Origin of the sequence: Flavobacterium selenitireducens (assembly GCF_014748335.1) — a bacterium.
Classification (GTDB): Bacteria; Bacteroidota; Bacteroidia; order Flavobacteriales; family Flavobacteriaceae; genus Flavobacterium; species Flavobacterium selenitireducens.
The window spans coordinates 21515-34366 of the sequence record NZ_JAAVIY010000009.1; the positions used below are offsets into that span (position 1 = coordinate 21515).

11 protein-coding genes are annotated in these 12852 nt (G+C 51.3%); all 11 read right to left on the bottom strand.

From position 1 onward, the window contains the following. Window positions 1-39: 39 nt before the first annotated feature. Entirely contained in the window at window positions 40-1056 is a 1017-nt protein-coding gene (locus tag HC229_RS12980) for a glycosyltransferase family 4 protein (protein WP_191020927.1), read from the bottom strand. Further along, window positions 1022-2368, bottom strand: coding sequence for an O-antigen ligase family protein (locus HC229_RS12985; protein ID WP_191020928.1), 1347 nt, complete (start codon window positions 2366-2368; stop codon window positions 1022-1024). The genes HC229_RS12980 and HC229_RS12985 overlap by 35 nt, the downstream gene beginning before the upstream one ends. Next, window positions 2365-3432: a glycosyltransferase family 4 protein gene (locus HC229_RS12990; RefSeq protein ID WP_191020929.1), complete on the bottom strand. Its 1068-nt coding sequence runs from the start codon at window positions 3430-3432 to the stop codon at window positions 2365-2367. Before HC229_RS12990 ends, HC229_RS12985 begins: the two co-directional genes overlap by 4 nt. Continuing rightward, window positions 3432-4415 carry a glucosamine inositolphosphorylceramide transferase family protein gene (locus tag HC229_RS12995; RefSeq protein ID WP_191020930.1) on the bottom strand — a complete coding sequence of 328 codons (984 nt, stop codon included), beginning with the start codon at window positions 4413-4415 and terminating at the stop codon, window positions 3432-3434. The genes HC229_RS12990 and HC229_RS12995 overlap by 1 nt, the downstream gene beginning before the upstream one ends. Continuing rightward, window positions 4402-5526 carry a glycosyltransferase family 4 protein gene (locus HC229_RS13000; RefSeq protein WP_191020931.1) on the bottom strand — a complete coding sequence of 375 codons (1125 nt, stop codon included), beginning with the start codon at window positions 5524-5526 and terminating at the stop codon, window positions 4402-4404. Before HC229_RS13000 ends, HC229_RS12995 begins: the two co-directional genes overlap by 14 nt. 5 nt (window positions 5527-5531) lie before the next feature. After that, window positions 5532-6542, bottom strand: coding sequence for a glycosyltransferase family 2 protein (locus HC229_RS13005; protein WP_332871653.1), 1011 nt, complete (start codon window positions 6540-6542; stop codon window positions 5532-5534). Beyond that, window positions 6542-8068: a glycosyltransferase family 2 protein gene (locus HC229_RS13010; RefSeq protein WP_191020932.1), complete on the bottom strand. Its 1527-nt coding sequence runs from the start codon at window positions 8066-8068 to the stop codon at window positions 6542-6544. Before HC229_RS13010 ends, HC229_RS13005 begins: the two co-directional genes overlap by 1 nt. A gap of 8 nt (window positions 8069-8076) precedes the next feature. After that, window positions 8077-9216: a glycosyltransferase family 4 protein gene (locus HC229_RS13015; protein WP_191020933.1), complete on the bottom strand. Its 1140-nt coding sequence runs from the start codon at window positions 9214-9216 to the stop codon at window positions 8077-8079. Next, a complete protein-coding gene (locus HC229_RS13020) occupies window positions 9216-10607 on the bottom strand; it encodes a UDP-glycosyltransferase (RefSeq protein WP_191020934.1) in 1392 nt (463 codons plus the stop codon). The genes HC229_RS13015 and HC229_RS13020 overlap by 1 nt, the downstream gene beginning before the upstream one ends. A gap of 81 nt (window positions 10608-10688) precedes the next feature. Further along, window positions 10689-11801 carry a UDP-N-acetylglucosamine 2-epimerase gene (gene neuC / locus HC229_RS13025; protein ID WP_191020935.1) on the bottom strand — a complete coding sequence of 371 codons (1113 nt, stop codon included), beginning with the start codon at window positions 11799-11801 and terminating at the stop codon, window positions 10689-10691. Window positions 11802-11811: 10 nt separating this feature from the next. Next, window positions 11812-12852, bottom strand: a complete 1041-nt coding sequence (locus HC229_RS13030; RefSeq protein WP_191020936.1) for an N-acetylneuraminate synthase family protein — start codon at window positions 12850-12852, stop codon at window positions 11812-11814.

Here is a 12852-nt window from a genome sequence, read left to right on the forward strand (position 1 = left end):
GAATGAGGGCGCAAGTTAGGCAATTCCGTTAAAATTGGGTTAAGGCAATTTTAAAATTTCGAGCCATTTCATCCGCAAAAGCGGCCATTTTACCGATTCGGCTAACTGTAATGATTTTTGGATCAAATTCTGGGTGTATTCGCTGTCTTCGATAAGGGATTCGATTGCTTCGGACATTTGGGCCGCATCGCCTTTCTTCACAAGGCGGGCCGAAACGCCATTGGTAAATAAGTAGGGAATTCCGCCAACATTGGTCGAAACGATCGGAAGCCCGAGAGCGGCGGCCTCCACGAGACTGAACGGACTGTTGTCGACGTTCGAGGTATTGATGAAGAAATCGCAATCGGTCGAAAGATGCATCCACTCCGGCTTGCTTAAACGCCCGGTAAACGAAACGTCAAGCCCATACGAAAGGGCAAGTTGGCGGCATTTATCGAGATTGTCGTCCACTTCCGGCCCAACCATCGTCAGACGGGCATCGGCAAATTTTGAAGCCAGGTTTTTGAGCACTTCAATCGCCATTTGAGGGTTGTAGAGACTTGAGAACGATCGGACCCAAATAAGTCTCGGACGAAAGATATCCCGATGGACTGCCGTGATATCATCCACTAGAGGATTGGGAACCACCGCGACCTCGAATCCTTCGTTCCGGAAAGCTTCGGCGAGATAGGCCGACGGCGCCACATTGAGGTAAGCGTTTCCGAAAAGAAACCGGCTCAACCTTGGGCTTGAGGACAGCCGATTGGGTAAATTACCGCCGTGAAGTATTGGGATGTAAGGCGTGGCCACCATTTTGCAAATCACCGCGGAAACAAAAGCGAACCAAAAATTGGAAGTGCTGTAGGTGTCGATCAACACGTAGTTCGAGGTACGGGCATACTTAAGAAGCGCCACTACCATGTCGGCCAAACGCGCGATCTTTCCCTTTTTCGACGACGCGTAGCGCAACACATAGCCTTCGCCCTCAAGCAACGGACCCAGGATTTCAATTCCCGTGGGCGTCTTTCCTTGAGAAGACAGCTTATTCCCTATGTACAGCAGGCGACCGCTTGTCATTGTAACTGATTTTTAGTAGGGATAACGCATAAATAAACGCCGGAGACGCCGTTCGCATCGCAGCATGGTTGATGGTAAGCAGCCAAAAAATCACGAAGCTTATCAGCATGATGTGGTTTTTATTGTCGATGTACAGCAATAACGGCGTTGTGATCAGGATGACCAATGCCATAATGCCGAGCGATCCGTGCTCGGCCAAAAGTCGCGTGATCTCATTGTGGGAAAGCGTGTCGCCACCGCTGTCGATCCGGATTTCGGCTCCTTTGGCCACACCGATTCCGAAAACCGGATTTTCGAGAAAATGTTCGAGTTCGTCCGAGGCGATTTGTTCGCGTCCGCTGAACTGGCTTGTTTTGGTGCGGCCGGCTGCATCCTGGTTGGCGTATCGTTTTTCGATGAGGCCGCCGGTCATGAAGGAGGAATACGTCCATATCCCGAAAAAAACAACAAGTGCCCCAATAAACGCTATGTGCATCTTCGAGCGGCCGGAGCTGTTGATCTTCAGGTAAACAAGCCCCATGAGGACACATAACATCACCAACCCGGTAATCATTCCGCCTCTCGAGAACGTGATCAGTCCTCTGTATGACAAGTTCAGCGCGAGTATCAGGTTGACCGCCATAATGATTTTGCCCGGCGAACACAGCAGGACGCGCGAGAAAAAAATGAACATTCCCAATCCCAGTATCGTGGAAACCTGGTTGGGACCGAAGCCTCCCGAGGTAGCGAAATTCGAACCCGTACCTGTAACCGATTCCCTGAGATCGGGCGTAAAAAAAATCAAATACGTCATTATCGAGACAATGGGCAGCCCGATGCAAAGCAGGATGTCATAGAGCTGGCTGATGGTAATCGGACGTCGGTAGCAATACAGAGCAGCGATACCCAGGCAGAACGGCCCCGAAATATTGAACGATATGGTTTTGCGCATCTCCACGCCCGGCCCGAGGGTTTGGGTAGCGATGACAATCCCGGGAATCAGCAGCAACAGGAAAAGCCAATATGGCGCGCCGTTCTTCGAAAACCCGCTGTAATACGTTCCGAACATTATAAAAAGCACCACGGAATACTTCCCATATTCGTATAGCAAATTAGCGCCGGTCATCCGCAGCAGCACTTCCGCTCCGATGATGTAACCGGCCACGTAAAGCGCCTCGTGACTGCGATTGCGGTTCTTGGCGACGAAATAAAATCCGACGATCAAGATAAGCACCGCATATACTTTCGAGAGAAACGGCAGCGCGAAAATGGCCGTTCCCAACGCTACATGGGCGAGGACGAGTGCAATATAATTTCTTTCGGCCGTGTTCATAACTGTCGCATCCAATTGGTATATCTTGCCATAACCGCTTGTTCGGAATAGGTCTGGCGCACCGTTTCCAAAAGTGCCGCACCCAATTCCTTGCGCTTGTTCCCGTCGGCGATCAACAAGGCGAGCGCATCGGCAAACCGGGCGGCATCTCCGGGCGGACAAACCATTCCGTTGTATCCGTCGGCGATTACGGACGAAACCTCCCCAACCGAGGTTACCACCACCGGCTTGCCCATAAAACCGTATTCGAGCAAAGCTACGGGCAATCCTTCCGAAGCCGACGTGAGAATGCAAATATCGGATTGTGCGATGATATTCTGGACATCGTCACGCGAACCATAGACGATAATTTTGTCTTCGAGCCCCTCGGAGGCAATCTCTTTCCGGACGCTTTCGGCATAATCGTCTTTAAAATCCTTGCCTACGAGATGGAAGGTCCAATCGGGAGCGTGCAGTTTCAGCGCCGCCTCGATCAACATAAAGTGATCTTTTTGGGGCCGCAGGTTGGCCAAACAAAGAATGCGCTTTCCGTGTTCGCCTTCGAGACGGGTTTCGGAGACGACGGCTGTCCCGCTTAGCGAAAAGTTGGGGAGATAGATCACATGGCGGCATTTTAACTGTCGAACCGACCATTGCTTCAGGTTTTCATTGACGGAAATAATGCCCGAAAACAGCAGCGACGCCCATTTCAACGCACCGGCTTTTCGTTCGGCGGCAAATTCGCTCCATCCGTAATGGTCGTGCCAGATTAGTTTTAGCGAAGGCGACAACAATTTGAGGCACACGCAAACAAACCAGGACGTACTATGGGCATGTACCCATTCTATGTTATTGTCGCGGCAAAATTTGCGCAGCGTGCGTATCGCTCGAACATCGAACGTCGAATTGCGGTCAAGGAAACAGTACGGTAAATCATCGGGAACCGATTGCTTAAGGCTTCCCTCCTTGCGCGTCACGGCCAGGGCGGAAAATCCAGTGGCATTCCTGAGCGCGATCGCGTAGTTGAGTGCCATGCGTTCGGCTCCTCCCGGCTCAAGCGAATCTATTACTTGCAGGACACGCATCAGAACAGGCTTAAAAAATCATAAAGTGACAATTTGAGCGCGTAATATATTGTGGGGATTTTTTCGTCTCCGTCTATGTTATTGCCATCGTAAACATAGTAATGGCGACCATCCACTTTTTGGACGTCGTAATGGTGCATTCCGTAGCTGAATTCGCGCATTTCAGGAACCGCCTTGAGAAATTCCTCTTTAACTTTTACCAGTTGCGTTTCCTTTTTTGAAAAATCGAACCGATAAAGCGAAAGCGAGGATCCGTAACCTTTCGAACAATCCTGTACCGGCAGGTAAAGCGATCCTCCGGACTCGAAAATGCGACCGCCTGGACGCGCCTCAGATCCCATCAGGACGCGGTGCTTCCTGGCCCATTTTCCATGTAAGGAGTCGGCTGTAAAGAGGTGCATCGAAAGATTGTCGTCCGAAGCGACCATGATACTGAGCGTGTCCGACAGATAAATGCTCGGGTCCTTGAAACGCCCTTTGAACAGCGTATCGGCAATTTTCCATCCATACGGGAAATTATCGCTTGCGTAGAGCAACACATGTCCCGCTGCCCCGGTTTCGGGAAGCATGTACATTTTGCCCTGATGCCTGAAAACCTGCGGATAGGACAAATGGAACTTTTCCTCGAGGACTTTTCCTTTGTAGTGGTATTTTTTGCCGTCGGCCGATGCCATAACCGAAATATCGGCTTTGAAAGGGTTGAAGTGTTTGTGCTCGAAAAAAAGGTAGAACGAATCTTTTTCTTTGATAAAAAACGGATCGGCGAGAAACTTGGTGTTCTTTTCCGATTTTTGCAGATCGGTCGGGCTGATGACCTGATCGCGCCTCGGTTTGACATCGGCGATCGCAGCATCGGAAAACCCAAAACCGACGGACCAATCGCCTCCTTTCGGTTGGAAGAACGGCGTGCGAAAATGGATCAGCACGAGACACAAAATCCCTGTCAACACAACGCCAATCACTATTTTTTTACTTTTTGCCATGTAGCAGGTGTTTTACTTCAGTGCTGAATTTGTCGAGCGTATACCGTTGCGACCAATCACGGGAAGCGGTTGCGAGTTCGTGAAAACGCTTCTTGTTGCGAATCACGTCCAACAAAGAATCGCGATCGTCCTCAAGCCTCAGCGACAATTCCAAACCGCGCTTTCCGGAACCCAACATCCAGGGAACGCAGGAGACGTTCGTAGAAACCGGAACCGCCGACCAGAACATGGCTTCTGCCACCACTTTCGGCCAGCCTTCGCTCCTGGAAGGCAAAAGTAGGAAATGTGCGCGTTTATAAGCTTGTCTTACCTCGGCTTCCGGTCGATTTCCGTGAAGACGAACGCTTTCCGACAATCCTTTTTGTACGATATGCGATTCGAGCATCTCGCGCTGGGCGCCTTCCCCGAATATATCGAGGCAGGCATCGACTCCGGAATGCTGTAACGCTTCTACCAGTTCAATCGCATACGACGGGCGTTTGCCGACAGAAAGCGATCCGACGAAGAGCAAACGGACGCCGGTCTCGAAATCGCGTGGTGCAATTTCAGAAATGTCGGATTCCCTGTAAGTGGCCGTGAAAAAAGGAACGACATTGCCCGAGCTTCCTTCCCATTCCCCGTAAACGAGCACTTTCATGTTGCGCGTCAGGAAGGTATTGTTCAGCAGCCATTTTTGCAGCCGATAGCTCCACGGCTGGGCGGCGCTCAAATCCCAATTGCCGGCATATTTGGCGGTTTTTGGCTTCGACGGAAACAAAATCTGGACAAAGCAGCCGAGCAGTCCCATGTTCCCGGGACATCGTAAGTGAATGTGGTCGGCCCGTCTCATTGAGCCGAAAATCCGAAACGCGATCAGCGGCAAACGCAGCAGCGAGAAGAAAATCGCTTTGGGGCCGAGCAGATCGAACGAGGCGACTTTCGTAAACGTCACTTTTTTAGAGGCGTAGGCAAGATCGATTGGATTCGGCGACCCGCTGGCCAATGGCGCAACGATTTCGACTTCGGACACGAATTCGCTCCAAATGTCCATTTCGCGCACATACGGACCGTACGCAAAGTAACGACCGTCGTAAATTTTGTGGGCAACATGCGTAATGATGGCGAATCTCATAAGGTTTATTGGTCGCGCAACTTCGGTTTGGAGACGACGAGCTCGAAATAAGCAAAAAAGCGTCCCGCACTTTCGGTCAAGGCTTTGATCTTGTCGCGCCTGCCAAATATAGCATTTGTAAACCGTATTGCGGCCAACAGCAGCGCAATGGCGTGCCATTTTAGTTTTGCCTTTGCGGATGGCCGCGGCGTGCGTACCCTCCAGACATACCAACCGTTGCGGACGACCATGCGACCGTATTGGAACTGGTTCGGACGACCGCCCGGCGCGTGGTGGTGCTCGAGCCTTGCCGAGGTATTTACGTAAAGGTTGCCGTGTTTCAGCAATCGGAAACAAAAATCGGCATCTTCATATAATCCGTAGCCTTCGAAATAAGTAGAAAACTGTTGCAGGCGAAACACCTCGACGCGAAACGACGAAACGCCTCCCATGATTTGTTCGGCTTTATAGGTTTTTCCTGATGGAGGCAAAAACCCTACGCTGCGCCCATTGGAAAAATCAGGCGCCATCGCAGGCGGACGGTCACTGTCGAGGCCGAGTTTTTTTCGGGTAACGAAACGGGCGCCATCGCTGCGTTTCCATCCGTCGTAGGCGAATTCGGAAATCGCAGGCTTGTAACCTGAAGGGACAACCGTCCAGCTGACTTCATTGGTAATATAACCGCCTACGGCCAGGGCGTCCGGATGATCGGCATAGGTTTGCAGCAATTGGCTGAAATAATTTGGCTCGAGAACAGTGTCGTCGTCGAGAAAACAGATGATTTCAGAAGTTTCGGCTGTGTTGGCGATCCCGAAATTTCGCTGTCGCGTCAAACCTCGGTCGGAATCCTGGACTTTCAGGTAACGCAATGACGGGAAGCGATTCAACCCGAGAATCTTTTCGGTAAGATCATTGGTGGAACCGTCGACGATAAGGATCTCGTCAGGATAAAGCGTCTGGACTTTTACCGATTCCAACAGCACAAGCAACTGCTCGGGCCGCATATAAGTGCATATTATCAGCGTGAACCGCATCATCAGCGTTTTCCGAGTTCACCGGCCCAATAGACGCTGCTCGCCCAGGCTTCCTTGAATTTGGCGTAACCCTTGAACGGATTTTTGCTGCGCTTGCCCAGATTCTTGAAAAAATAAACCGTTTTGTAGCCTTTCAGCTGTTCGTCGGTCATGTTCCGGATCATGTGCAACATTACAGTCGGCGATGGCTTAGGCTGGATTTTTTCGTTGCTCCACGGATGCGTCGGCTTGACTCGGAAACCGCCCATCGGCGCCTTGAGATGGATGACATGTATGAAAGGCACCAGAAGGATGTCGTAGCCCTTGTTGCGAAGCTGCATCCCAAAATCCTTGTCTTCGCCATATCCGAATTCATAACCGGGATTGAACCAAACTCCGTCGAGGCATTGCTGTTTGAGGAACACCCATCCCGAACCCAAAACCGGGTGCTGTATGATATTGGTGTCCTTTATGACTTCATTGGGCTGAGGGCCCGCTGTTTGAAGCACTTCGTTACCGGTTTTTCTGAAGTAACGAAACGCTTGTTCAATAAGGTCGGGCTGGAAACGGATGTCATCGTCGGCCATAAACACGAATTCGCTGCGGGTGTGCATCAGGGCCACGTTGCGGGCAGCACATGCGCCGGTGCGATGGGTAAAGACGTGGTCGATTTCGAACGGCCATTGTTCAGAGGTGATGAAATCCAGTTCGGAATTGCTTTCCGTATCCGGATTCTGCTCGACGACAATGACGCGCTTGGGCAGATACGTCTGCGCAGCCAAATCCTTGAGCACGTTGTGGAAATGTTCCCGGCGACCTATCGTCGGGATGATCACGTCCAATTCACCGGTTCCGGTAATGTCGCGCGTAGATTCCATTGAAACGGACGAAAGCGCGCGCTCATCTGTTTTTCTGCGCGAATAAAAAAGCGAAACGAGGTAGGGAATTATCGGGAAACCGTGCTTGAAAATGACCATATCGAGCAGCAGCAGCGAGGTCCATCGCATCCTGTAATGCTGGCGGACAAACTTGAACACTTCAAAAATACTGGCCTGCCGGCTTTCTACTGTCGGTGCGCCCGTTTTTAGTAAAGCGGGTTCGGAATAACACAGCAAACCGCTGCGCATCGCCCTTTTGGCGAACGAATTCAAAAAGTACGCAAAATCGTCCGAAGCGAAAAGATAAGCCGAGAACGCATTGACAACCGCGGCGTTGACCAAACCGACCTGGGCGCTCATTTGCCACGTAGGATATTTGACGCCATATTTTATCGGAATAAAAGGAGAAGCTTCCTCGCAAAATCCGATAACCGGAGTGAGGTAATTGCGATGCGACACATCGTAGGAAAACATTTGGCTGTCGTGATGCATCAAGTCCGGGACGGCCTCAAGCGCAAGGAAATCGGCGAGCCGTTCGTCGCACCAGACGATATTGGCGTCGGGCTTTTTCGCTGCAGCCTCCAAAAGCGCGACCGTCACGGGCTTGCCTTCGAAACCTTCGATTCCGACCGACCTGACCACCTTATCGCGTTTGTGATAAAAAACTATCATTTACTTTTTTAACGTATTAAGCCGAGATAAAACGCCTCGTTTTTCTTTGCCACCACTTCACTCGCAAAATGGTCGATGACGCGCTTGCGGGCCTGTTTCCCGATTGTTTTGCGCAACTCGGGATCGAGCAGCAGATCGTTGATTTTCCCGGCGAACTCGACATGAGCTGTCGGATGTACGAGAAAGCCCTGGCTGCGGTTTTCCAAAACCTCGTCGGCCCAACCGATATTTGAGGCGACGATCGCTTTTTCCATTGCCATGGCCTCTATCCAGGAAACCGGCAACGCTTCGGCAAAGGTAGGGAAAACACATACTTCGGCCTCATCAATTTTGCGGCGCATTTCGGAATAGCGGACCGCACCGGAATACGTCACTTTCGGCAATGCTTTATCGGAAAACAAAGGTTGCATCAGTTCCCATGTGGACGGCTTTTTAGTGAGCACGTCTGCCGAATCCTTACCGACAAGTTCCAGCGATACGTTGGGATTTTGTTCGACGAGGGCATTGAAGATGGACGGAAGTTCGAGCATTCCTTTTTTGCGGATTAATGTACCGAAATACAACACCTTCCCTACTTCCGGAACAGTTTCGGACGGTTCGAAATTGTCGACATCGAGACCGTTAGGGATTATCGAAATCGGCCTGCCGAGGCCGAAAAGTTCCTTTGTGACCTGAGCCGTGTAGGCACTTACGGACACGACAGCGTCGGCATTTTCCAATGCCTTTTTCTCCCTTTTTCTATTGATCGGCTTGACCGGCCTTTGGTCGAGATGGCAAAAATAAGTATCGCTCCCGTGCAGCCGCACCACGACGGGACATTCAGGCTTGATTCCAGAGGTAATCCCGGTCCAGTCCGAAGCCTCGACGAGGTCAAGCGCTTCTCGCGCAACGAGTTTGTTCAGGAGTTTCTCAATTTTACGCTGTGTCAGGTAGCGCGAAATGCCTTTGACTTTAGGATTCCGGATCGTGTGCACGGAAATTCCTTCCTGTTCGAATTTTCCATCTCCGGACTGGCCGTAAACGATTACCGAAACCCGGTGGCCGAGCGCGACCAAACCTTTGGCAAGGTTCAATATGCTTGTCCCTATGCCGCCCGAACGCGATAATTTCGGGTTGGGAAACTCCGATGTCAGGAATCCGATATGCATTAAACGATTGATTTTATTGCGTTGACGATACGTTGGGAAGCTGAAGTTACCGGATGTTCGTTGATGACGTTGAACCAATCGGAAGCGTGTCGTACATATTCCGACGGATTTTGCATGCCCGATTTGAGTTTTGAAGCTATTTCTTCAGGATTGTTGAGCCAGATCACTGCTTTTTTGTCCGGCATCGAACGAAAATGGACATAATCGTAAATGGTTTTTACCGACCAGCCTTCGCGTGCGTTCGGGCTCGGATCGTAATTGACGAAAGCGCAAGGCTTCCCGTGGCTCGCGTAGTCGAAAACCATCGAAGAGCCCAGGTTGACGACCATTTCAGTGTGCGCGATCGTATTGACCTGGAGCGCCATGTCTTCACGCGTCGGCAAAACGGCGTTCCAAACCGCTCCCATCCGCTTCCAGGCGGGATGAATCGCCGTGATGATGTCCTTGTGTTTTTCCAGGACGGTATCGAACCTGTCGGAAAAATCAACCGGACAACGCCTGAAAACGATGCCCAGATTCTCGCCCTGGCCATTGAGCTGGCGCACGGCCTCGGCTACGTCGGACAAGTATTGGGGATCGTTTGGCGAGGTCGTAATATCGTCTCCCGAATAACAAATGTATTTTTTATTAAGATCGAGGCCATGGGACGCAAAAAAAGCCTCGCGCGACACCAGCAGTCCGTTGTCGAAATGCGGCTCGAATTGAGGCGTTCCCGTCACGATGATATTTTCGGCCGGAATATAAGGATAGTAATGTAGCAATTCCAGCTTCATGTGATCGCTCCAAACCATGTAGTAATCGGCTTCGATGACCATCGTGGCTTTGGGGATGTTGTCCCACGAAAAAATAAACGCTACCGTCGGGATTCCGAGATCCTGGGCGGCCAGTATCGGGGAAATTGCCGTCAACGGACGCTGGTTCGTGCAAAAAACGACAGATGGCCGCTCGCGTTTCAACGTTTGGAGACATTGTGCGTAATAGGCGCTTTTGCGTTCGCTGTCCTTGATTTTTTGACGCAGCGTCACAAGGCCTTTATCGGAATCGTATTTCTTTGAAAGATGACCGACGAGCAACGACTTGATTTTATTTTTAAAACCGAGGCTCGACGCTTTTTGCCGATAGGAATCATACACTTTGTCATTCGACGCCGACACATTTCGGTTCAGGTCGATTACGGACCGCGACCGTTTGAGTAAATCCGTTTGCGGACGCGGCGAGGCGTTTTCGATCTTGGTTTCTTTGAGTCCGAGGCTGGTCAGGTCGAAAGGCGTGTTGTTCCAAAAGGTCACGTCAAAACCTTCTGCCTCGGCGATTTGCGGGAATTTTCCGTACGCAAAGTTGCGCAGACCGACGCCATCAGGCAACAAAATGAAAATGGAGCGTTTGGTCATGTCCGAAAGTTCGCGTTATCGTGTCAAATTGCGGGCAAATATCGAGATTAGACCGACAGGAAACAAACGCAACCTTACTTTTCAGTTATCCCGGAATTGCTTTTGCTGGTTGATTTCCCACAATTTGGCGTCGAGAACCGAATCGATGAACAATTTCGTGCTGTCACCCTTTCCAAAATCCGACCTGGTTTCGCCAATAGTATGCTCCGCAATGCCCGAAAGCGCCGTTTTCAGGCTTTGGCGATCGTAAGCGACGTTGACGATATCGGCGTGCAAAGCGCGATTTTGCTGGCGTGTGCCGATGTTGATCACCGGAATCCCATAATAAGGCGCCTCGCGGATTCCCGCACTGCTGTTGCCGATCACAAATTTCGCGTGGTGCAGCAACACCAGGAAATACTCAAACCTCAGCGACGGAAAAATCCTGAAACGCTTGTGATTTTCAAGTTTTTTATACGCATCGAGTATATAGCGGCTGCCCAGATCGTTGTTCGGATAAATCAGCACGTAGTTGCGCTCGTCCTCGAGCAAGGCATCGACAAAATCGTCTGCATAGCGCTTCATATCGCCAGCCTCGGTCGTCACGGGATGGAACATCGCCAGCGCATAATCGTGGAACGGGATGGCGTAATACTCTTTGACGGTTTCGAGATCGGGAAGCTTGTCCGAGAACATAATATCCACATCAGGCGAGCCGATCGTAAATACCGACGTCTCGGTTTCGCCCATCTGGATCAGGCGGCGCGCGGCATCCTGGTTCGATACGAAATGAATATGGCTTAGCTTGCTCACGCTGTGGCGGATGAGTTCGTCTACCGTTCCCGAAAGTTCGCCACCTTCGATATGCGCCACCAAAATATTATTGAGCGACCCGACGATCGCCCCGGCAAGGGTTTCGACGCGGTCGCCATGCACAACGATCATGTCGGGATCAACCTGCTTCACATAGTGGGAAAGACCTTCGATCGTCTTGGCCAAAGTGAGGTCCATCGTGGTTTCGTGCGTGTGGTTCTCAAACGTGTGAACGTGGGAAAAGCCGCAGTGCTGGATCTCGATCAGCGTGTAGCCGTATTCCTTTTGCAGATGCATTCCGGTAACGAACACGAAAACCTCGAATTCGCTTCGGGCTTCCAAAGCGGCGATCAGCGATTTGATTTTGCCGAAATCTGCGCGCGTACCGGTCAGGAACAGCATTTTTTTGCGGTTATTCAAAATCGGACCAATCAAGTTGGACGTCGTTCTCGAGGTCGTGCGTTGCCTTCTTTCCGATAAGCGAATTGAAATCCTCGGCCAGGATTTTGCCCGTTCCCGGACGTTTTACCCAAATATTTTCCTTGGAAAGCACCTCGCCTTTCGCGATGGGCGCGATCGTACAAACCGTTGCGAACGCGAAATCGATCGTGACCTGCTCTTCTTTTGCAGGCGCTTTCTCGCCTCCGCGCATTTGCCAGATTTCGTTCGAGGACACAATCAGTTCGGCGCAAGCCTGCTCGTCCATCGAACAGACGATATCGGGGCCCGTGCGTTGCATGTGGTCGGTAAAATGGCGCTCGAGGATGGATCCGCCGAGAGCGACCGCCGCAAGACAGGCGTTGTTGTTCAGCGTATGGTCGGACAAGCCGAAAACTTTGCCCGGGAATGCTTCGTGCAACTGCGTCATGGCGCCCAATCTCACGAGGTGGATCGGCGTCGGATACAAATTCGTCGTGTGCAAAAGCGCCACCGGAACGTCGTATTTGTCAAAGATCGCAACGGCCTTCGCAACCGATTCTATCGTATTCATTCCCGTGCTCAAAATGACGGGCTTTCCAAAAGAGGCGATGTGTTCGAGCAGCGGATAATTATTGCACTCGCCCGATCCGATCTTGTAACCCTGCACATCGAATTTGTTTAGGCGTTCGGCGGCCGCACGCGAAAAAGGCGTAGAAATAAAGATCATGCCTTTGCTTTCGACGTAATGTTTGAGCGCGAGTTCGTCGTCTTCGTCCAAAGCGCAACGCTCCATGATCTCGTAAATCGATATGTCGGCGTTGCCCGGAATTACTTTTTTGGCGGCCCCGGCCATTTCGTCGGACACGATGTGCGTCTGGTGTTTGACCACTTCGGCTCCGGCCCGGTGCGCGGCGTCGACCATTTCCTTGGCAACGGCGAGCGAACCTTCGTGATTGATGCCGATTTCGGCAATGACAAGTGGCGGAAAATCAGGACCGATCTTGCGGCCGGCTATTTCGATGAATGGGTTCAT

Excerpts from the sequence above, each read along its gene's own strand:
- HC229_RS12980 (WP_191020927.1), bottom strand. The coding sequence starts at position 1,056 with ATGACAAGCGGTCGCCTGCTGTACATAGGGAATAAGCTGTCTTCTCAA.
- HC229_RS12985 (WP_191020928.1), bottom strand. The coding sequence starts at position 2,368 with ATGAACACGGCCGAAAGAAATTATATTGCACTCGTCCTCGCCCATGTA.
- HC229_RS12990 (WP_191020929.1), bottom strand. The coding sequence starts at position 3,432 with ATGCGTGTCCTGCAAGTAATAGATTCGCTTGAGCCGGGAGGAGCCGAA.
- HC229_RS12995 (WP_191020930.1), bottom strand. The coding sequence starts at position 4,415 with ATGGCAAAAAGTAAAAAAATAGTGATTGGCGTTGTGTTGACAGGGATT.
- HC229_RS13000 (WP_191020931.1), bottom strand. The coding sequence starts at position 5,526 with ATGAGATTCGCCATCATTACGCATGTTGCCCACAAAATTTACGACGGT.
- HC229_RS13005 (WP_332871653.1), bottom strand. The coding sequence starts at position 6,542 with ATGATGCGGTTCACGCTGATAATATGCACTTATATGCGGCCCGAGCAG.
- HC229_RS13010 (WP_191020932.1), bottom strand. The coding sequence starts at position 8,068 with ATGATAGTTTTTTATCACAAACGCGATAAGGTGGTCAGGTCGGTCGGA.
- HC229_RS13015 (WP_191020933.1), bottom strand. The coding sequence starts at position 9,216 with ATGCATATCGGATTCCTGACATCGGAGTTTCCCAACCCGAAATTATCG.
- HC229_RS13020 (WP_191020934.1), bottom strand. The coding sequence starts at position 10,607 with ATGACCAAACGCTCCATTTTCATTTTGTTGCCTGATGGCGTCGGTCTG.
- neuC (WP_191020935.1), bottom strand. The coding sequence starts at position 11,801 with ATGCTGTTCCTGACCGGTACGCGCGCAGATTTCGGCAAAATCAAATCG.
- HC229_RS13030 (WP_191020936.1), bottom strand. The coding sequence starts at position 12,852 with ATGAACCCATTCATCGAAATAGCCGGCCGCAAGATCGGTCCTGATTTT.